General features: G+C 59.2%; 15 protein-coding genes. 3 read left to right on the forward strand and 12 right to left on the reverse strand.

Going from position 1 to position 20,562, the window contains the following annotated elements; all coding sequences use genetic code 11:
* Positions 1–35: 35 nt before the first annotated feature.
* From iolB to IM271_RS07120, 10 genes are all read right to left on the reverse strand, one after another.
* The gene (gene iolB / locus IM271_RS07075) at positions 36–860 is read right to left on the reverse strand and encodes a 5-deoxy-glucuronate isomerase (protein ID WP_193052381.1); all 825 of its coding nucleotides are present in this window, start codon (positions 858–860) and stop codon (positions 36–38) included.
* 9 nt (positions 861–869) lie between these two features.
* Positions 870–1,760 carry a myo-inosose-2 dehydratase gene (iolE, locus tag IM271_RS07080; protein ID WP_193052382.1) on the reverse strand — a complete coding sequence of 297 codons (891 nt, stop codon included), beginning with the start codon at positions 1,758–1,760 and terminating at the stop codon, positions 870–872.
* Between the two features lie 11 nt (positions 1,761–1,771).
* Entirely contained in the window at positions 1,772–3,676 is a 1,905-nt protein-coding gene (gene iolC, locus IM271_RS07085; protein ID WP_193052383.1) for a 5-dehydro-2-deoxygluconokinase, read from the reverse strand.
* Positions 3,677–3,688: 12 nt separating this feature from the next.
* A complete protein-coding gene (locus tag IM271_RS07090) occupies positions 3,689–4,822 on the reverse strand; it encodes a Gfo/Idh/MocA family protein (RefSeq protein WP_193052384.1) in 1,134 nt (377 codons plus the stop codon).
* A gap of 8 nt (positions 4,823–4,830) precedes the next feature.
* Entirely contained in the window at positions 4,831–5,859 is a 1,029-nt protein-coding gene (locus tag IM271_RS07095; RefSeq protein WP_028014045.1) for an ABC transporter permease, read from the reverse strand.
* Between the two features lie 11 nt (positions 5,860–5,870).
* Positions 5,871–7,418, reverse strand: a complete 1,548-nt coding sequence (locus IM271_RS07100) for a sugar ABC transporter ATP-binding protein (protein WP_126818698.1) — start codon at positions 7,416–7,418, stop codon at positions 5,871–5,873.
* 48 nt (positions 7,419–7,466) lie between these two features.
* The gene (locus IM271_RS07105) at positions 7,467–8,396 is read right to left on the reverse strand and encodes a sugar ABC transporter substrate-binding protein (protein ID WP_041908742.1); all 930 of its coding nucleotides are present in this window, start codon (positions 8,394–8,396) and stop codon (positions 7,467–7,469) included.
* A 31-nt stretch (positions 8,397–8,427) separates the two neighbouring features.
* The gene (iolG, locus tag IM271_RS07110) at positions 8,428–9,414 is read right to left on the reverse strand and encodes an inositol 2-dehydrogenase (RefSeq protein ID WP_047368086.1); all 987 of its coding nucleotides are present in this window, start codon (positions 9,412–9,414) and stop codon (positions 8,428–8,430) included.
* 301 nt (positions 9,415–9,715) lie between these two features.
* Complete coding sequence (iolD, locus tag IM271_RS07115) at positions 9,716–11,641, reverse strand: 3D-(3,5/4)-trihydroxycyclohexane-1,2-dione acylhydrolase (decyclizing) (RefSeq protein ID WP_193052385.1); 1,926 nt, start codon at positions 11,639–11,641, stop codon at positions 9,716–9,718.
* An 11-nt stretch (positions 11,642–11,652) separates the two neighbouring features.
* Entirely contained in the window at positions 11,653–13,158 is a 1,506-nt protein-coding gene (locus IM271_RS07120; RefSeq protein ID WP_193052386.1) for a CoA-acylating methylmalonate-semialdehyde dehydrogenase, read from the reverse strand.
* Positions 13,159–13,450: 292 nt separating this feature from the next.
* Here IM271_RS07120 and IM271_RS07125 point away from each other — a divergent pair, with 292 nt between their 5' ends.
* Entirely contained in the window at positions 13,451–14,284 is an 834-nt protein-coding gene (locus IM271_RS07125; RefSeq protein ID WP_024908667.1) for a MurR/RpiR family transcriptional regulator, read from the forward strand.
* A gap of 589 nt (positions 14,285–14,873) precedes the next feature.
* Entirely contained in the window at positions 14,874–15,794 is a 921-nt protein-coding gene (locus IM271_RS07130; protein ID WP_226858952.1) for a hypothetical protein, read from the forward strand.
* A gap of 112 nt (positions 15,795–15,906) precedes the next feature.
* Here IM271_RS07130 and guaA read toward each other — a convergent pair whose 3' ends face one another.
* Positions 15,907–17,484: a glutamine-hydrolyzing GMP synthase gene (gene guaA / locus IM271_RS07135; protein ID WP_028014050.1), complete on the reverse strand. Its 1,578-nt coding sequence runs from the start codon at positions 17,482–17,484 to the stop codon at positions 15,907–15,909.
* Between the two features lie 66 nt (positions 17,485–17,550).
* Positions 17,551–19,017: an IMP dehydrogenase gene (gene guaB, locus IM271_RS07140; RefSeq protein WP_069733435.1), complete on the reverse strand. Its 1,467-nt coding sequence runs from the start codon at positions 19,015–19,017 to the stop codon at positions 17,551–17,553.
* Positions 19,018–19,175: 158 nt separating this feature from the next.
* On the opposite strand from guaB, the gene xseA reads away from it, so the two are divergent.
* Entirely contained in the window at positions 19,176–20,549 is a 1,374-nt protein-coding gene (xseA, locus tag IM271_RS07145) for an exodeoxyribonuclease VII large subunit (RefSeq protein ID WP_193052387.1), read from the forward strand.
* Positions 20,550–20,562 lie beyond the last annotated feature (13 nt).

The following is a 20,562-nucleotide window of genomic DNA, read 5'->3' on the forward strand; positions in this document are numbered from 1 at the left end:
CGGGTAAGCGCAGCGCCACCCGGCAAAAAACAGCCTCAGCGCCCGCCATCCGCGGGATAATCGCGATTAATCCACGCGTGGTCCTCTTCCCACGTAAACATCCATTTGCGCACCGGGCCGGCCATCACGTTGAGGTAGTAGCTGTCATACCCGGCCATCGTCGCCACCGGGTGATACCCCTTCGGCACCATAACCACGTCACGGTTGTAGACCGCCATACACTCATCCAGCGTTCTGTCGTCGGTGTAGACGCGCTGCATGCAGAACCCCTGCTCCGGGTTGAGGCGATGGTAGTAGGTCTCCTCCAGGTAAGTCTCCTGCGGCGGGTTATCCGTGTCATGCTTGTGGCTCGGGTACGAGCTGGTACAGCCCTCACTGGTCCACACCTCCACCACCAGCAGGCTGTCGGCAGGCTTGTCTTCCGGCAAAATGTTATGCACATAGCGCTGGTTGTGACCCTTACCGCGCGCCTCACCGTCAATATCCTGCGGGGCAATCAGCCGCGTCGGATGCGTGCCCTTGCCCGGCGCGGCGCAGACCGCCAGCTCCAGCGTCGTCAGCGCCTTCACCTGCACCGTCTCCTGCGGGGTGACGTACACCGCCCACGGTTTGATGCGCTCGAAGGGGCTCATCCGCTCGCCGATATCGTTAAACTGCGCGGAAGGCGTGGTGATAGAGGCGCGCCCGGCGACCAGCACCAGGCAGCGTTCTCCCCTGACGGCGGGCAGCGTCAGCGTCTGCCCCTCCTGCAGCTCATACGCCTCAAACCCGACGTACCCCCACCCTGCGCGTTCCGGGGTGACGGACTGAGTGCGCCCCTCCGCGTTCGGCTGCTGCCAGCGTGATAACAGACGTGACATGTCACCTCCTCAAATAAGCCCGGCGTCGCGCGCCAGGCGGCTCAGGTTGTTATACCCCAGACGAGCGTAGGTCAGCGGATGGGCAATCGCCGGATCCTGCTCGGCCTCCACCACCAGCCAGCCGCGATAGTCCTGCGCCTTCAGCAGACTCATGATCGGCGGGTAATCGACGCAGCCGTCGCCCGGCACGGTAAACACGCCGCTCAGCACCGCATCAAGGAAGCTGGTTTTGCGGTTTTTCACGTCCGCCAGCACGTCGGCGCGCACGTCTTTGCAGTGAACGTGGTTGATGCGCGACGCCCAGCGCTGCGCCACCGCCAGCGGATCGGCCCCGGCAAAGGTCAGGTGACCGGTGTCCAGCAGCAGTCCCACCGCCTCTCCGGTGTGGGTCATCAGGTTGTCCACGTCGTCGGCGGACTCAATCACCGTGCCCATATGATGATGGTAAGCAATCTGGACTCCCTGCTGCTGCGTATAGCGGGCAAATTCGGTGAGCTTATCGCCGTACTCCTTCCAGCGCGCCTGAGGGAAGCGCGGACGCAGATGCACCGGGGTCTGCTGCTCGCCGTGAATGCAGCCGCTCACTTCCGCAAAGACCAGCACCTTCGCCCCCAGCTCGCGCAGCAGCGTCAGGTGCGGCTGAACGGCGGCGATCTCCGCCTCCACGCTGCGCTCCAGCAGGCGGCCGGAGTACCAGCCAGAGACCAGCTGCAGGTCGTGGCGCTGCAAAATCGGGCCAAGCAGGCGCGCTTCACGCGGAAATTTGTTGCCCAGCTCAAAGCCAGCAAAACCGGCCTCTTTCCCTTCGCTCAGGCAGGTCTCCAGCGAGGTTTCCGCACCGAGGGAAGGCAGATCGTCGTTCGTCCACGTCAGCGGGTTAATGCCTAATTGCACACTCATTGTTATCTCCATTATGCGTGTCCGCGCTCGCGCCACCAGGCGATAAGCTGCAGGTAGTTGTCCCGGATGCGCGCCACCAGCTGCGCATCGTCAATATCGTGCTTCAGCCACGCGCGGGAGGCGTCGCCAAACAGCGTGCGCCCCACGGCGAAGCCTTTTACTACCGTCTGCCCCGCTGCGGCCCTGAAGTCGGCGCGCAGCTGTTCCGCCGGGGCGTCCAGGCCGAGGATCACCACCCCGCGGCAGTGCGGGTCCCGGCGTTCGATAATCTCGCTCAGTGCCGTCCAGCCCTCGGCGGAGAGCGGCGGCAGCTTCCACCAGTCCGGGTAAATGCCCAGGTTGTAGAAGCGGGAGATGGCGCGCAGGTAGAGCTCGTCGCTGCGCGGCATGCTGGCGGGCAGGATCACCTCCAGCAGCAACTCGTGCCCGGACCGGCAGCAGGCGTGGTACACCTCAGCGATTTTCTGCTCCTGCTCCAGGCGCAGGCCATGGGCGTCTTCCGGGTGGAAGAAGACCAGGCACTTCACCACGTGCTCCTGCGGCCAGCTGATAAGCTGGGTGCCGATATTGCCGTGCTCCATCTCCAGCGGGCGGGAGCCCGGCAGCTCAATGGGGCGACCAATCCACCACCCTTCCCCGGTGATCGCGTTCAGCGCGTCCTGACCAAAGGTGCCGTCACACAGCAGGCCGGCTTTGCCCTCAAGCCCGGCGCTGCTCGCCGCCTCGCGGCTGGCCTGCAGGATCAGCTGCTTCAGCGCCGGAATGCGCTTAAGCGACGCGCCGCACTGCATCGCCATATCCTCGAGCTGGCTGCGGTGATCGAAGGCCATCACGCACAGCTCCGGCCATTCGCGGCGGCGGGTGGTCACCCGGTGGAGATGGTTAAGACGCGGGTCAAGATCCGGGCGCGGCACAACCGCAGCGCGGGAGAGATAGTCATCCAGCTCGATTTTGCTCGGCATCGCCGGGGCGCAGCCGTGGCGCGAGACCACCAGCGCGCCGCAGGCGTTGGCGTAGCGGCACGCCTGCTCCCAGCCCTCGTCGTTCAGGTAGCCGCGCAGCAGGCCGGACATAAACGCGTCCCCCGCCCCGAGAACGTTCAGCACCTCCACGCGCACGCCGGTCACCGTCAGGCCGTCGTCCAGCCGGGACGGAATGGCGTCGGTATAGACCGAGCAGCCCAGCGCGCCGCGCTTGCAGACCAGCGTTGCGTGACTCACGGCGCGCACCTGCCCCAGCGCCTGCAGCGTATCCGTGCTGCCGCCCGCAATATGGAACTCCTCTTCGGTGCCGACAATGACGTCGAAAAGGTGCAGTACCTCCTGCAGCTCGCGGGTGACCTGGTCGGCGGCGATAAAGCGCGTTTCGCCGTCGCCTAAGGAGGTGAGCCCCCACAGCACCGGACGGTAGTCGATGTCCAGCACCGTGCGCACGCCGTGACGGCGGGCATAGCCCAGCGCCGTCAGCACCGCCTCGCGGGTCTGCGGATGAGAAAGGTGGGTCCCGGTGATGGCAAGACAACGTGCGGAGGCAATGTAGCTTTCATCCACATCGCTGGCGGTAATCGCCATATCCGCGCAGTTATCGCGATAAAAAATCAGAGGAAAGGTGTCCCGGTCTTTAATGCCGAGTAGCACCAGCGCCGTGAGGCGCTCTTTATCGGTAATCAGATGGCTGGTATCGCAGCCTACCTGGTTGAGCTCTTCGCGCAGGAAGCGGCCCATATGTTCATCGCCGACGCGCGCCAGCATCGACGAGCGCAGGCCCTGGCGCGCGGTGCCGTACGCCACGTTGCCGGAGGATCCGCCAAGGTATTTGGCGAAGCTCGACACGTCCTCCAGGCGGGCACCAATCTGCTGACTGTAGAGGTCTACCGCCACGCGGCCCATGCATATCACATCAAACTGCTTTTCCACGTTGATACCTCATCAGACAATGTCGTTCACGTTCAGCCAGCGGCCTTCCCGGTGCGAGAGCGCAATCGCGTCCAGCACGCGCGACACCTTCCAGCCCTCTTCGAAGTCCGGCCACATCGGCGCGTCGGCGGCAATCCCGTCCACCAGGTCGCGCACCTCCACCGTTTTTTGATCGTTAAAGCCAATTCCGTGGCCTGCGCCCATGCAGAACGCGGCGTAGTCCGGGTGCGCCGGGCCGACGAGCAGCGTGCGGAACCCCTGACGGTTCACCGGATCGTCATGCAGATAGAGCTTTAGCTCCGCCATGCGCTCCTGGGTGAAGCTGATGGAGCCCTTCGTCCCGGTGATCACGTACGAGAGCCCCATCTTGCGGCCGCAGGCGACGCGGGAGGTTTCAATGACCCCCTGCGCCCCGCCCGCGAAGCGCACCATCGCGTGGGCCTGATCCTCGTTTTCCACCGCAATCATCTCTGACGATCCGGCCTTCGCCGGGCGCGCCGGGACCACGATCTTCAGATCGCCGCAGACCTGCTCGATATCGCCCACCAGGTACTGAGCCATATTGACGATATGCGCCGCAAGGTCGCCCAGCGCGCCCAGCCCGGCGGTCTCTTTAAAGCAGTGCCAGTGGATGGGCGACAGCGGGTCGGCCATGTAGTCTTCGTTGTGGGTGCCGTAGAAGTGGATCACATCGCCAATCTCGCCGCGGGCGATAATCTCCTTCGCCAGCTGCGCCGTCGGGTTCTTCATGTAGTTGAACCCCACCAGCGTTTTCACCCCGGCCCGCTTCGCGGCGTCGACCATCTCGCGCGCATCATGGGCGTTGAGCGCCAGAGGCTTCTCCGAGTAGACGTGCTTGCCGTGGCGGATCGCCTCCAGCGCCATCGCTTTATGCAGGTGGTTGGGTGAGCAAATATCCACCACGTCAATGGCCGGGTCGGCCACCAGCGCCCGCCAGTCTCCCGTTGAACGGTTAAAGCCAAACGCCTGCGCGCGCTCTGCCGCCAGCTCCGGCGTGACTTCCGCCACCATCTCGCGCACCAGCCTGCCGCGCAGGTTGAACACCGTCGGGGCCTGGGCATAGGCGATAGCGTGCGCCTTGCCGATATACCCGGTGCCAATCAATCCAATACGAACCTCTTTCATCGTGATCCTCACAGTGCGCCGCGACGGCTCTTGGCGTAGGTATCAAACGCCACCGCCAGAACGATAATTAACCCGGTGATAATCTGCTGGTAGTAAGCCGAGACGTTCATCAGCACCAGGCCGTTAATCAGAATGCCCATAATGATGGAGCCGATAATGGTGCCGCCGATGCGCCCGTAGCCGCCCATCAGCGAGGTGCCGCCAATCACCACCGAGGCGATAACGCGCAGCTCAAAGGAGATCCCGGCCACCGCCTCTGCGCTCCCCAGACGCGCGCTCAGGATGAAGCCCGCCAGCCCGGCCAGACAGCCGATCAGCACGTAGACGCTGACGAGCACGCGCTTGACGTTAACCCCCGCCAGGCGCGCCGCCTCCGGGTTGCCGCCGATGGCGTAGACGAAGCGGCCCCAGCGGGTTTTATGCAGCGCCAGATATCCGCCGACGGCGACGATGGCGAAGATCCAGATCGGAATGGAGATGCCGAGCAACTCCCCGCGTCCCCACCAGCGGTAGCCAGGGTCGAAACCAGCGATCGGTGCGCCGTCGTTGATCACCAGGGTCAGGCCGCGCCAGATGGTCATCCCGCCGAGGGTGACGATAAACGGCGGCAGGCGCAGGCGGGTGACACCCAGGCCGTGCAGGAAGCCAATCGCCGTGCCCATCGCCAGACAAATCCCCAGCCCGATCAGCCAGCTCATGCCGCCCCAGGCGTTCGGGTCGACGGTGGTGAAGTTGTCGCCCTTAATGACGTACGCCGCGGTCATGGCGCACACCGCCAGGATGGAGCCCACGGAGAGGTCGATCCCGGCGGTCAGAATGACGAAGGTCATCCCCACGGCCATGATCCCGTAGATGGAGACTTCAGTCAGGATGTTGAAAATATTGCGTTCAGAGAAAAAGTTGCTGTTCTGCGACTGGAAGAAGATCAGCAGCAGGATCATGAAAATCAACACCCCGAAGCGCTCGAAGAAGGCGATGGGATCGATGCGTCCGGCGCGTTTGACCGGGGCCTGCGTTTTAGAAATCATCTGCGTCATGAGAAACTCCGTTATGCCGCGTTCAGGGCGTTGTGGTTGATGGCCATCATCGTCATCAGCCGTTCTTCGTTAGCGTCGTCACCGTGGATCTCGCCGGTCACCCGGCCTTCGCTGAGGGTGATGATCCGGTCAGACACCGCCATCACTTCAGGCAGATCGGAGGAGATCACGATCACCGCCACGCCCTTTTTCGCCATGTCAAACAGCACCTGGTGCACTTCCGATTTGGTCCCCACGTCGATGCCGCGCGTCGGCTCATCGACGATCAGCACCCGCGGGTTGAGCGCCATGCAGCGCGCGAGGATCACCTTCTGCTGGTTACCGCCGGAGAGCTTGCGCACCTCCTGCGCGCTGTTGACCATTTTGATCTGCAGGGCCTGGCGATAGGACTCAATCAGATCGTCCTCTTTGCGGGTGTTCACGAACCAGCGCCACTGCAGCAGCGAGGAGAGACACGAGAGCGACAGGTTGTCGCGAATCGACAGCCCGAGCACCGCCCCCTCTTTTTTACGGTCTTCGGGCACCAGCGCCACGCCCTGGTCGAGGGCATACAGCGGGTCGCGCGGCTGGTACGGCACGCCGTCCAGCTCAAAGCTCCCGGAGGTAAAGGCGTCTGCGCCAAACAGGCAGCGGGCCACCTCGGTGCGTCCCGCGCCCACCAGCCCGGCAATGCCCAGAACTTCCCCGGCGTGGACGTGGAAGCTGATGTCGTGCAGGGCGATGCCGTGCGGATCCAGCGGCGGCTTTTCGCGGCTCAGCCCCTTCACCGTCAGGCGGACAGGTTTGTCTTGATGATGGGTTTCGCTGGCGGGGCGACGGTTAAAGGCCACGTCGCGCCCGACCATCAGGCGGATCAGCTGTTCGACGTTGGTCTCCGCCACCGCGCCGGTGCCGGTGAAGCGGCCGTCCTGAAATACGGTGAAGCGATCGCAGAGCTGGAAAACTTCGTGCAGGCGGTGGGTAACGTAAATAATGCTCACGCCGCGGTTTTTAAGCTCCCGCACCACGCGGTGCAGGCTTTCCACCTCGCTGTCGCTCAGCGCGGCGGAAGGTTCGTCCATGATGATCAGGCGAGCGTTGAGGGTCAGCGCCCGGGCGATCTCCACCATCTGCTGCTGGGCGACGCTCAGACGAGCGACAGGCGTGGTCGGCGCAACGTTTAGCTGCAGGTAATCGAGAATGACCTGCGCCTCCTGATTTACCGCCCTTTCGTCGACGATCAGATTACGTTTACGCGGCTCGCGCCCGAGAAACATGTTTTCCGCGACGGTCATGTTGGGCAGCAGGTTGAATTCCTGATAGATGGTGATAATGCCCTTGTTCTGCCGTTCCACCGGAGAGTCGTCCACCGGCAGCATTTCGCCGTTGAACCAGATATCCCCGCGGGTTTGCGGCTGCGCGCCCGCAAGCGCCTTCAGCAGCGTGGATTTTCCCGCTCCGTTTTCCCCCAGCAGGGCGTGGATCTCCCCCGCGCCGACGGTCAGCTGGGCGCTGCTTAGCGCCCAGACGCCAGAAAAGCTTTTTGCCAGGTCGGTCACTTTCAGTAAGGGTTGCGACATCGGTCTGCTCCTCCTCATGTTGAGCCGCCAGAGGCGGCTCGGGACATATCAGTTACCGGCCTCACCGATACGCTCAGCCTGCTGCAGGTTCTCTTTGGTGATAAGCGTTGGCGGGTAGTCGGCCCCGGTGATGGCTTTCTTCTCGCGCACGTTGGCCACCAGCTGGCTCATCGCCGTCTGCACCGCAAAGCCCGGACGCTGATCCGCCGTTACCGCCAGCCAGCCGTCGCGCACGCGGGCCAGCGCTTCCGGCACCGCATCAAAGCCGGTCACGAGGATTTCACCCGGCTTCACGCCCTGGCTCTGCAGGGCTTCAATCGCGCCCAGCGCCATATCGTCGTTGGCGGAGAGGATCACCTGCGGGCGTTTCGGTAGCGAAGGCAGAACGCTTTCGACGATGCGCATCCCTTCAGAACGCATCCAGTTGCCGGTCTGATCGGCGACGATCTTGTACTTATCCCCGCCCGCCTTCAGGCTGTCGCGGATCCCTTTGGTGCGTTCAATATTGGAAGAGGAACCCGGCTGGCCGGTGAGCAGGATGATCTCTGCCCCGTCGGGGAATTTGGTTTTGACGAAGTCGCCAATCGCCTGGCCGCCTTTGTAGTTGTTGGCGCCAAAGTGGGGCACTTTCTTCTGGCTGTCGACGGAGCGGTCAAGGGTGACCACCGGCAGCTTCGCATCCTGAATTTCATCCACCGCGCTGGAGACCGCGTTCACGTCGTTCGGGGAGACGATAAAGCCCTGCGCCCCGCGGGTAATGGCGTTTTCCAGGTCAGCCACCTGCTTCGGTGAACTGCCCTGCCCGTCCAGTACCTGAAGCTTCACGCCCATCTCTTTCGCGGCTTTCACCGCCGTACGCTGCATGTGAACCTCAAACGGCATGGCCAGGTTTGGCGTACTGAAAACAATCTGCTCGTTTTCGGCGAGGGCGGCCCCGGACGTCATTGCGATGAGGGCGGCTAAGATCAGTTTTTTCATTATTATGTCTCTCTGTGTAGGGTTGTTGTGTTTAGAGGACGATCTCGCGCTGGCTACGCAGCGACTCCAGCGCTTTATCCGCGAGGTACAGCGCACGTTCACCATCATCGCCGCTGCAGTCCGGCACCGCTTCGCCGCGCAGGACCGCAACAAAGTGTTCCCATTCCGCGGCGTAAGCGGATTTGTAGCGCTGCAGGAAGAAGTGTTCCGGCAGCGCGCTGGTGCAGCCCTGTTTGCCGTAGTGCTGCACCTGGTTTTCCAGAATATTGCCGGCGCACAGCAGCCCTTCGGAGCCGTGCAGCTCCAGGCGCTGGTCGTAGCCGTAAGAGGAGCGGCGGCTGTTGACGATGGTCGCCATCGCGCCGGAGGCATATTTCAGAACGATAAACGCGGTATCGATATCCCCCGCCTCGCCAATCGCCGGATCCACCAGGTTACTGCCCTGGGCATACACCGACACCGGCTCTTCGCCCATGATGAAACGGGCCATGTCGAAGTCGTGAATGGTCATATCGCGGAACATGCCGCCGGAGACGCGCACGTACTCCGCGGGCGGCGGAGACGGGTCGCGGGAGATGATCAGCAACGATTCCGGCTTGCCGATGCGTCCGGCCTGGGCATCGGTTTTCACGCGGCGGAACTGAGGGTCAAAGCGGCGGTTAAAGCCGATGAACAGCGGCACGTCGTACTCTTTAACCACTTTCAGGCAGTCGCGCACGCGGGCGAGGTCGAGGTGTACCGGCTTTTCGCAGAAGATAGCCTTGCCGTGGCGGGCGGCCATTTCAATCAGATCCGCGTGGGTGTCGGTGGCGGAGGCGATCAGCACGGCGTGAACGTTAGGGTCGGTCATCGCCTCATCCACGCTCTGCTGGCGGGCCTGATACTGTGCGGCGAGACGGGTGGCAAATTCCTGATTCGGATCAACCACGGACCAGAGCGTGGTCGCGCCGTGGCTGGCGATGTTAGCTGCATGTACCTGGCCAATTCGGCCAGCGCCCAGTAAAGCAATGTTAAACATAACGGCTCCCGGTGTTGGTGAATGCTGTGAACTAACGACCCTATAAATAAAACATTTATTTCATTTTTATAAATAGTGAAAATTATGTTTTTGAGTGCGGGTTAACACTTTTGAGATGTATGAGATAATTTTTGTTATCAATCTCACAACATGAAAGAAGGTACTGCTCACCCCTCACTCCGGCCCTCTCCCCAAAGGAGCGAGGGAGAAAAGCGTGCACCACCCCATCCCCTCTCCACTTTTGGGGAGAGGGTTAGGGTGAGGGGGAAATGAAATGAAAATTTCGTTAAGACAGGAAAACTCAATACTGACGGGCTTTTTTCACCTGCGCCTGCGTTTGCTCCGCGGCCTCACGCACGGCAGACGACTCTGCCACCTGCGCGTCACCGGTTCGCCACCACGAGGCGTAGTCATGGGTCATGGTCTTCGGCAATACCTTGATGTCCAGCAGCGTCGGGCCCGGATGGGCGCGTGACGCCTCAAGCGCCGCCAGCAGGCTCTGCTCGTCGTTCACCCGCCACGCGCAGCAACCGTAGCTTTCCGCGTTTTGCGCAAAGTCGACCTTCACCAGCGGCCCGTCAAGCCGCCCGGTTTCCGGGTTGCGATGGCGATTTTCCGTGCCAAAGCTGCCCATTCCGTGACCCATCTGCAGGTTGTTAATGCAGCCGAAGCTGGCGTTATCAAACAGCAGAACGGTGACCTTAATGCCCTCCTGCACCGCGGTTTGCAGCTCGGAGTGCAGCATCATGTAGGAGCCATCACCCACCATGGCGTAAACCGGCTGCCCGGGGCGGGCGAGCTTCGCGCCGATGGCCGCCGCAATCTCGTAGCCCATGCAGGAGTATCCGTACTCCAGGTGATAGCTGTCCGGCGTTTTGACCTGCCAGAGGCGCTGTAAATCTCCCGGCAGCGAACCGGCCGCGCCCACCACGATGGCGTTATCTTCCACATGCTGATTGATCAGCCCCAGCACCCGCGTCTGGGTCAGGCGGGTGTTGAGCGTCTCGCCGTATTCCGTCAGCTGCGCGTCCAGATGCCCCGCCACTTCGGGCGCGTCGTCCGGATGCCACTGGCGATCCCACAAGCGGCGGCACTCATCGCGCCACGCGGATTTAGCCTGGGCGATCGCCTCTCCCCAGCCGCTGCGGTAATCGCCGAGCGCGTGGGTTAAGGCCTGCAGCCCGGTTTGGGCATCGGCAATCAGCGCGGTGGCGTCCAGCTTCAGGGCGTCAAACTCGGCCACGTTCAGCAGCAGGAATTCGACGTCCGGGTGGGAAAAGAGCGCCTTGGAGCCGGTGGTAAAGTCGGTCAGGCGCGTGCCGACGCCAATCACTAAGTCAGCCTGTGGCGCGAGCTGGTTGGCGGCCATTCCGCCCGTCACTCCTACGCCGCCGAGGTTAAGTGGGTGGTCACTTACCAGCGCCCCCTTCCCGGCCTGCGTTTCGGCAAACGGCAGCTGCAGCGTCTCGACAAATTCGCGAAACGCCTCATGCGCGCCGGAGTAGCGCACGCCGCCGCCGCACACCACCAGCGGACGGCGCTTGCGGGCGATCAGCGCCCGCGCCTGTGCCAGTCGCTGCGGATCGGGCGGACGGCGTTCGATGTGGTGCACCCGACGCGCGAAGAAGCTTAGCGGGTAGTCCCACGCTTCCCCTTGCACGTCCTGCGGCAGACAGAGGGTCACCGCTCCGGTATCTGCGGGGTCAGTAAGCGTTCGCATCGCGCTTAGCATGGCGCTCATGAGCTGCTCGGGGCGGTTGATGCGGTCCCAGTAGCGGGAAACCGGACGGAAGCAGTCGTTGGTGCTGATGCTGAGATCGTGATACTGCTCGATCTGCTGCAGCACCGGGTCCGGCTGGCGGCTGGCGTAGATATCGCCCGGCAGCAGTAAAAGCGGGATGCGGTTCGCCGTGGCGGTGGCCGCCGCCGTGACCATATTGGCGGCGCCCGGCCCGACCGAGGAGGTGATGGCAAAAATGCGCTGGCGGCGGTGCTGTTTGGCGAATCCCGTCGCCATGTGGGCGATGCCCTGCTCGTTGCACCCCTGCATGATTTTCAGATGACCGGGATCCTGCTCCAGCGCCTGGCCAATACCCAGCACGTTGCCGTGCCCAAAGATCGTCGCCACGCCCTCCACGAAGGGCGTTTCGTTGCCGTCAACGCTGACGTACTGTTGATTCAGGAACCGGACCAGCGCCTGGGCCATGGTCATACGTTCGGTTTGCATAATGCCTCCTGTCAGCCCAGCGTCGGCATGGAGAACGCAGCGCCTGTCTCCTGCTGCAATTCCGGCCAGCGCGCGGTGATGGTTTTCATTCGGGTGTAGAAACGCACGCCGTCGTTGCCGTGCACGTTGAGCGCGCCAAAGATGGAACGCTTCCAGCCACCGAAACTGTGGAATGCCATCGGCACCGGGATCGGCACGTTGACCCCCACCATGCCCGCCTGCACCTCTTCGCAGAAGCGGCGCGCGCAGCCGCCGTCACGGGTGAAGATCGCCGAGCCATTACCATATTCATGGCGGTTAATGAGGTCCACCGCGCTGGCGTAATCTGCTACGCGCACCACAGAAAGCACCGGGCCAAAAATCTCTTCTTTATAGATGGTCATCTCCGGTGTGACGTTATCAAACAGCGTCGGCCCGACGAAGTAGCCCTGCTCGTGGCCCTTCACGCTGAAGCCGCGCCCGTCCACGCGCAGTTTCGCCCCCTGCGCTTCCCCGCTGTCGATATAGCCCAGCACCTTGCTGCGGTGCGCGGAGGAGATAAGCGGCCCCATTTCGTTTTCCGGTGTCTGGTCCAGCCCCGGCCCGACGCGCAGCGCTTCAATCTGTTTTTCCAGCCGGGTGCAGAGGTCATCGGCGGTTTTATCCCCCACCGCCAGCACCACCGAGAGCGCCATGCAGCGTTCCCCCGCCGCGCCATAGGCCGCGCCCATGATGGCGTTGGTCGCCATCTCCATGTCGGCATCCGGCATTAAAATGCAGTGGTTTTTCGCGCCTCCCAGCGCCTGACAGCGCTTACCGTGGGCGGAGGCGGTCTGGTAAATGTATTCGGCAATCGGCGTGGAGCCGACAAAGCTCACCGCCTGCACGCGCGGGTCGGTCAGGAGCACGTCAACGGACTCTTTATCCCCCTGCACCACGTTGAAGACGCCGTCCGGCAAGCCTGCCTCTTTTAGCAGCTGCGCCAGCGCGAGCGCGAGAGAAGGGTCTTTTTCCGACGGCTTCAGCACGAAGGTATTCCCGGTCGCCAGCGCAATGGGGAACATCCACATCGGCACCATCGCCGGGAAGTTAAACGGCGTGATCCCGGCGCAGACGCCGAGCGGCTGCATCAGCGAGTGGCTGTCGACGCCGGTACCGACGTTCGCAGAGTGTTCACCCTTTTGCAGATGCGGGATACCGCAGGCAAATTCCACCACTTCCAGACCGCGGGTCAGTTCGCCCACCGCGTCGGAGAAGACCTTGCCGTGCTCTTCGCTGATGATGCGGGCCAGGCGCGTCATGTTCTCTTCCAGCAGCGCCTTGAAGCGGAACATCACGCGCGCGCGCTTAAGCGGAGCCTGGCGCGCCCACGCGGGAAACGCCTGCTGCGCGGCGGCAATCGCCTGCTCCGTTTCCTGTGCCGTACTCATCACCACCTGGCGGATCTGCTCGCCGGTGGCCGGGTTGAAGATCGCCTGAACGCGCTGGCCTGAACCGGTGACACATTCGCCGTGAATAAAATTCGCTACCGTCTCCATCCTTAACCTCTCGCTGTTGATACGTGACTGTTACCTGAACGCTGTGTACAGGACACTATATATGAAACAAATATTCCATTTTAAGTTGAAATAAAATAAATGATGATTATTGTGATCAAGGATGGATTTTTATGTTAACAGCCAGCAACACTGACGCTGCGTGCGCTATTAAGGGATTTCGGGCGAGGAAATGACTGAAGCTTCTGTTTCATTTTTGCTGCCAGATGGATGGCCGACATTTAAAAGCCGCGGTTTTGCGTTTAGAATCATCAGACTGTATTTGGGGGATAACATGACGACAGCAACCAGCCTGAACGAACTGCAGCAGCAAATCCGCGATCGCTACGATAGCCTGAGCAAGAGGCTGCAGCAGGTCTCCCGCTACGTGCTGGATAACACCAACAGCGTGGCCTTTGATACGGTTGCCGTCATTGCCGAGCGCGCCGACGTGCCGCCGTCGACGCTGATCCGCTTTGCCAACGCCTTTGACTTCACCGGCTTCAACGAAATGAAACAGCTGTTTCGCATGAACCTGGTGGAGGAGACTGCCAGCTACAGCGACCGCGCGCGGCTGTTCCGCGAAATGGAGAGCGAGGCCGTGCCGGAAACGCCGCTCGATATTCTGCAGGAGTTCGCCCGCTCGAACGCGCAGGCGCTGCAGCAGCTGGCCGCCCGCGCCGAGCCGGAAATGCTGGAGCGCGCGGTACAGCTGCTGGCCGACGCCGACACTATCTACATCGCCGGACTGCGCCGCTCGTTTAGCGTCGCTGCCTACCTTACCTACGCCCTGAGCCACCTGGAGTGCCGCCCTATCCTGCTCGACGGCATGGGCGGGATGCTGCGCGAGCAAATCAGCCGCATTAAGGCGCGCGACATCGTGGTGTCGATCAGCTTCTCGCCGTACGCGGAAGAGACGGTGATGGTCAGCGAAACCGCCGCCAGCGTCGGCGCCCGGCAGATCGTGATTACGGACAGCCAGATAAGCCCGCTGGCAACATTCAGCGATCTCTGCTTTGTGGTGAAAGAGGCGCAGGTGGATGCGTTCCGGTCCCAGTCGGCAACGCTGTGCCTGGTGCAGTCGCTGGTGGTGGCGCTGGCGTATAGGTTGGGGAGTGGAGAGAAATAGTCTGCATTGCCTTAGCCGGCCGGAAACGACACAGCCGTCATCCGGCATTTCGGTCATTTCTTTTATTCAAAGGACTATCTGAGCCTTTTATTGAAGGCATTTATAGAAGAAAACCAATCAGTTTACTTTCTCGAAGGTTGCGAGATTGCGGTTTGATAGATGGTGATTTGAGAGAATAATATGTCAAACAACAGGAATATCCTGCAGACATAACTCAACTAACAATTCAACAACTAAATATAATAGTTTGGCGTATTTATGTTTAAACTCTACGCTGAAATTTCTTCATTTCATTGGGACTTATGTATTGGTCTGAGATGAGCATAACTCCTAAGTCCACGAGGACAAATTCAGTGTTCCCCTACACTAACGCTTACAAGACTACGCGAAATGCATACTCTTCTGGCTAATTCATTTATTGCAGTGATGTAAATATATCCTGCAGCGGTAACCATGCAGGGTTCAGAATAATCAGTCTCATAACGATCGCTATTGGATATTTAAAATTCTAATCCTCTGAACAATTTCCTTGATGCAGAAATGTTCAACAAAGTATAATCCTAGGACGTGGAATAATAGATGATATGTTATGGATACAATGAATATTGGACTAACTGAAATTTTATCATTTGCCGCATTAATTGTATCGGCATTAAGTATGTTATATGCAAAAAAGCAAAGTGATTTTGCGAAGAAAGATCATTTCAATGACTATCGTTCTCATTTATCTCAATCTCATTTAAAATATAGAAGTGCACTAACTGAAACACAAAAAAAACATAAAAATGATCTTATTAAATTAAGTAGACTAGCTGGGGAAACATTAATAAGAATAGTAAACCACTTCGATCAATATGATACCAATCAGCATGCAGAGAGATATCTACGACATTTACTGCATGAAAGTTCAGAAATGGTTTTCCGAACATTCCAAGGGCAACTCGCCTGGCAAACCTCAGAAAACATATCACATAGATTTTACCAAATATCCTTCCTTGAGGATAACCTTAATCCTATTAAAAATATATTTGGAGATCGTTCTTTCAGGAAGAAAATTCATTCAAAGTATGATTTAGATCCAAATGCATATCTAGAGGCGGATTTATTGAATGATACTTATTTTTGCAATCTGGTTTTAGAGATGAAAGCAAGAGTTGATCAATCTAAACTGCAAGAACTGATGAGCAACGTTCAAAAAGAAATGATTAACTTTAATATGTTGCACAACAATCTAAAAGCCGATCTCTCCATAAGTGCTAATTATCTTGACGATTTAATCCTTCAGGGAAATAAAGAGCACTTCCAACTGAGAGAATCTCCACAACTTTATTCTGAAATAAAAAGAACAAAAACACAATTGAAAACATTAAGCTATATAAATATACCTGAGGACTTGGATAAATCTTTTAGTGGGAGGAATTATTTCTCAATATCCAAAAGTATTTATTTATGTGCTCTCCTTCATGCAATACAATGCTTACATTCATGGGGCTGGGATTATGAACAATAAGGTATTATAAATTCAATTAGGATATTTAAATCTTTAACTTTTAAAAAGAACACCAATAGAAAAATTTATTGGTGTTCTTTTATTAAGTCAGGCAGTGAAAAAATTTACTCCATCATTCCCACTCAATCGTAGCCGGTGGCTTACCGCTGATGTCATACACCACGCGGGAAATACCGTTCACTTCGTTGATGATGCGGTTAGACACGCGGCCTAAGAAGTCATACGGCAGGTGCGCCCAGTGCGCGGTCATGAAGTCGATGGTTTCCACCGCACGCAGGGAAACAACCCAGTCGTACTTACGGCCATCGCCCATTACCCCGACGGAGCGAACCGGCAGGAACACGGTGAACGCCTGGCTTACTTTGTTGTACAGGTCAGCTTTGTGCAGCTCTTCGATGAAGATCGCGTCCGCGCGACGCAGCAGGTCGCAGTACTCTTTCTTCACTTCGCCCAGCACGCGCACGCCCAGACCCGGACCCGGGAACGGGTGACGGTAGAGCATATCGTACGGCAGACCCAGTTCCAGACCGATCTTACGCACTTCGTCTTTGAACAGCTCGCGCAGCGGTTCAACCAGACCCATCTTCATCTCTTTCGGCAGGCCGCCCACGTTGTGGTGAGATTTGATGACGTGCGCTTTACCGGTTGCGGAGGCCGCAGACTCGATCACGTCCGGGTAGATGGTACCCTGCGCCAGCCACTTCACGTCTTCCAGCTTCAGCGCTTCTTCGTCGAATACTTCCACGAAGACGCGACCGATGATTTTACGTTTCGCTTCCGGATCGTTCTCGCCTTTCAGCGCGTCCAGGAAGCGCTGCTCGCCTTCCACGTGAACGATGTTCAGACCGAAGTGGTCGCCGAACATGTCCATGACTTGCTTCGCTTCGTTCAGACGCAGCAGACCGTTGTCCACGAAGACGCAGGTCAGGTTTTTACCGATGGCGCGGTGCAGCAGCATCGCGGTGACGGAGGAGTCCACGCCGCCGGAGAGGCCGAGGATCACTTTGTCATCGCCAACCTGCTGGCGGATACGCTCAACGGCGTCGTCGATGATTTTTGCCGGGGTCCACAGGGCTTCACACTGGCAGATGTCACGCACGAAGCGCTCCAGCATGCGCATACCCTGACGGGTGTGGGTCACTTCCGGGTGGAACTGCACGCCGTAGAAGCGTTTTTCTTCGTTCGCCATGATGGCGAACGGGCAGCTTTCGGTGCTGGCAACGGTCACGAAGTCGGATGGGATGGCGGTAACCTTGTCGCCGTGGCTCATCCACACATCCAGCAGCGGCTTGCCGTCTGCGGTCAGGGAGTCTTCGATACCGCGCACCAGCGCGCTGTCGGTGACAACTTCAACCTGCGCGTAGCCGAACTCGCGCTCGTTAGAGCCTTCTACGTGGCCGCCCAGCTGCATCGCCATGGTCTGCATGCCGTAGCAGACGCCGAATACCGGTACGCCCGCTTCGAACACGTACTGCGGCGCGCGCGGGCTGTTCGCTTCGGTGGTGCTTTCCGGGCCGCCGGACAGGATGATGCCGCTTGGATTGAATTCGCGAATCTGTGCTTCCGTGACATCCCACGCCCAGAGCTCACAGTAAACGCCCAGTTCACGCACGCGGCGCGCGACCAGCTGAGTGTACTGAGAACCGAAGTCCAGGATGAGAATGCGATGTTTGTGAATGTTTTCCGTCATTGACGCTAATTCCGAGGCAAGTGAAACAAAACAAAGCGCCCGGCAGAAGCCGGGCGCGGAAACTTATCAGGAGCCCAGACGGTAGTTCGGGGACTCTTTGGTGATCGTCACGTCGTGAACGTGGCTCTCCTGGATACCCGCACCGCTGATGCGTACGAATTCCGCTTTGGTACGCAGCAGGTCAATGGTACCACAGCCGGTCAGACCCATACAGGAACGCAGGCCGCCCATCTGCTGGTGAATGATCTCTTTCAGACGGCCTTTATAGGCCACGCGGCCTTCGATACCTTCCGGTACCAGTTTGTCAGCAGCGTTATCGGTCTGGAAGTAACGGTCAGAGGAACCTTTGGACATCGCGCCCAGGGAGCCCATCCCACGGTAAGATTTGTAAGAACGGCCCTGGTAGAGTTCGATTTCGCCCGGGGATTCTTCGGTACCAGCGAGCATGGAGCCTACCATTACGGCAGCAGCGCCCGCGGCGATGGCTTTCGCGATATCGCCAGAGAAGCGGATACCGCCGTCAGCGATAACCGGAATACCGGTGCCTTCCAGCGCTTCAACCGCGTCAGAAACCGCGGTGATCTGTGGAACGCCCACGCCGGTCACGATACGGGTGGTACAGATAGAGCCAGGGCCGATACCCACTTTCACCGCGCTGCAACCCGCTTCCGCCAGTGCGCGAGCGCCTGCGCCCGTCGCCACGTTGCCGCCGATGATCTGCAGGTCAGGATATTTCGCACGGGTGTCGCGAATACGCTGCAGCACGCCTTCGGAGTGGCCGTGAGAGGAGTCAATCAGCAGGACGTCAACGCCCGCCGCCACCAGCGCGTCAACGCGCTCTTCGTTACCTGCCCCCGCGCCTACGGCAGCGCCGACGCGCAGACGGCCATGCTCGTCTTTACAGGCGTTCGGTTTACGTTCTGCTTTCTGGAAATCTTTAACGGTGATCATGCCGCGCAGGTGGAAGTTCGCATCCACAACCAGCGCTTTCTCAACGCGTTTTTCGTGCATTTTCGCCAGTACCACGTCGCGAGTTTCGCCTTCGCGGACGGTCACCAGACGCTCTTTTGGCGTCATGTAGACGCTGACAGGCTGGTTCAGGTCAGTCACGAAGCGCACGTCACGACCGGTGATGATGCCCACCAGTTCATTGTCTTCGGTCACTACCGGGTAGCCGGCAAAGCCGTTACGTTCGGTCAGGGCTTTCACTTCGTGCAGGGTAGTGGTTGGCAGAACAGTCTGAGGATCGGACACGATGCCGGACTCATGCTTCTTCACGCGGCGAACTTCTTCCGCCTGACGCTCGATAGACATGTTTTTGTGGATAAAGCCAATGCCGCCTTCCTGTGCCAGGGCGATAGCCAGGCGCGCTTCAGTCACGGTGTCCATTGCCGCGGAGAGCATAGGAATGTTCAGACGAATGGTTTTCGTCAACTGCGTGCTGAGGTCGGCAGTATTCGGCAGAACGGTGGAATGAGCGGGAACGAGGAGGACGTCGTCAAACGTCAGTGCTTCTTTAGCGATACGTAGCATGGGCAATATCTCTGACCTGGGTGGTTAAATATTGCCGTGGCATTATACAGAGCGTAACCGATTGCATCTACACTTTTTTGAAAAAATGCTTGCGAATGCCTCTCAGCAGGTTACTATCGACTGAATAACTTGCTGATTTAGAATTTGATCCCGCTCACATGTTATCCTCTCAATCCCCCTCAATTTATACTGTCAGCCGCCTTAATCAGACGGTGCGTTTGCTGCTTGAGCAGGAAATGGGGCAGGTCTGGATCAGCGGTGAAATCTCTAACTTCACGCAGCCCTCCTCCGGACACTGGTACTTTACCTTAAAAGACGACACCGCCCAGGTGCGCTGCGCGATGTTCCGCAACAGCAACCGTCGCGTGACGTTCCGTCCGCAGCACGGCCAGCAGGTTCTGGTTCGCGCCAATATCACCCTGTATGAGCCGCGCGGCGATTATCAAATCATCGTTGAGATCATGCAGCCCGCGGGCGAAGGCCTGCTGCAGCAAAAGTATGAGCAGTTAAAGGCGAAGCTCTCCGAAGAGGGACTTTTCGACCAACAGTTCAAAAAGCCGCTGCCCTCGCCTGCCCACTGCGTGGGTGTCATCACCTCGAAAACCGGTGCCGCCCTGCACGACATTTTGCACGTACTGAAGCGTCGCGATCCTTCCCTGCCCGTCATTATCTACCCGACCGCCGTTCAGGGTGACGATGCGCCAGGTCAGATTGTACGCGCCATTAAACTGGCAAATGCGCGTAAGGAGTGTGACGTGTTGATCGTCGGGCGCGGCGGCGGCTCGCTGGAAGACCTGTGGAGCTTTAACGACGAGCGCGTGGCGCGGGCAATCTTTGCAAGCGAGATCGCCGTGGTGAGCGCCGTCGGGCATGAAACGGACGTGACAATTGCGGATTTTGTTGCGGATCTGCGTGCGCCTACGCCGTCCGCGGCGGCGGAAGTGGTGAGCCGTAACCAGCTGGAGCTGCTGCGTCAGCTTCAGAACGGCCAGCAGCGTCTTGAGATGGCGATGGACTACTTCCTTGCCAACCGTACCCGCCGCTTTACCCAGCTTCATCATCGTCTTCAGCAGCAGCACCCGCAGCTTCGTCTGGCGCGCCAGCAGACCGTGCTGGAACGCCTGCGTCAGCGCATGAACTTTGCGCTTGATAATCAGCTTAAGCGCGCGGTGACGCGCCAGCAGCGTGTGACCCAGCGCCTGAACCAGCAGAATCCGCAGCCGAAAATCTATCGTGCGCAAACGCGCATTCAGCAGCTGGAATATCGTCTGGCGGAGACTCTCCGGGCGCGCCTGAGCACCACACGTGAGCGTTTTGGCAACGCGGTGACCCATCTGGAAGCCGTCAGCCCCCTCTCCACGCTGGCGCGCGGCTATAGCGTAACGACAGCAGCGGACGGCAAAGTGCTGAAGCAAACCAAGCAGGTGAACACCGGTGACGTTCTTACCACCCGCCTGTCTGACGGCTGGGTGGAAAGCGAAGTGAAATCAATTAAACCGGTGAAAAAGACGCGTCAGCGCAAAACCGGATAATTCTTCGCCGGTT

This window comes from Enterobacter cloacae complex sp. I3 (assembly GCF_014896175.1).
In the GTDB taxonomy this organism is placed as follows: Bacteria; Pseudomonadota; Gammaproteobacteria; order Enterobacterales; family Enterobacteriaceae; genus Enterobacter; species Enterobacter bugandensis.

Bases quoted from the DNA above. Each gene is read 5' to 3' on its own strand.
- iolB (WP_193052381.1), bottom strand. From the start codon at position 860: ATGTCACGTCTGTTATCACGCTGGCAGCAGCCGAACGCGGAGGGGCGC.
- iolE (WP_193052382.1), bottom strand. From the start codon at position 1,760: ATGAGTGTGCAATTAGGCATTAACCCGCTGACGTGGACGAACGACGAT.
- IM271_RS07090 (WP_193052384.1), bottom strand. From the start codon at position 4,822: ATGAAAGAGGTTCGTATTGGATTGATTGGCACCGGGTATATCGGCAAG.
- IM271_RS07095 (WP_028014045.1), bottom strand. From the start codon at position 5,859: ATGACGCAGATGATTTCTAAAACGCAGGCCCCGGTCAAACGCGCCGGA.
- IM271_RS07100 (WP_126818698.1), bottom strand. From the start codon at position 7,418: ATGTCGCAACCCTTACTGAAAGTGACCGACCTGGCAAAAAGCTTTTCT.
- IM271_RS07105 (WP_041908742.1), bottom strand. From the start codon at position 8,396: ATGAAAAAACTGATCTTAGCCGCCCTCATCGCAATGACGTCCGGGGCC.
- iolG (WP_047368086.1), bottom strand. From the start codon at position 9,414: ATGTTTAACATTGCTTTACTGGGCGCTGGCCGAATTGGCCAGGTACAT.
- iolD (WP_193052385.1), bottom strand. From the start codon at position 11,641: ATGCAAACCGAACGTATGACCATGGCCCAGGCGCTGGTCCGGTTCCTG.
- IM271_RS07120 (WP_193052386.1), bottom strand. From the start codon at position 13,158: ATGGAGACGGTAGCGAATTTTATTCACGGCGAATGTGTCACCGGTTCA.
- IM271_RS07125 (WP_024908667.1), top strand. From the start codon at position 13,451: ATGACGACAGCAACCAGCCTGAACGAACTGCAGCAGCAAATCCGCGAT.
- IM271_RS07130 (WP_226858952.1), top strand. From the start codon at position 14,874: ATGGATACAATGAATATTGGACTAACTGAAATTTTATCATTTGCCGCA.
- guaA (WP_028014050.1), bottom strand. From the start codon at position 17,484: ATGACGGAAAACATTCACAAACATCGCATTCTCATCCTGGACTTCGGT.
- guaB (WP_069733435.1), bottom strand. From the start codon at position 19,017: ATGCTACGTATCGCTAAAGAAGCACTGACGTTTGACGACGTCCTCCTC.
- xseA (WP_193052387.1), top strand. From the start codon at position 19,176: ATGTTATCCTCTCAATCCCCCTCAATTTATACTGTCAGCCGCCTTAAT.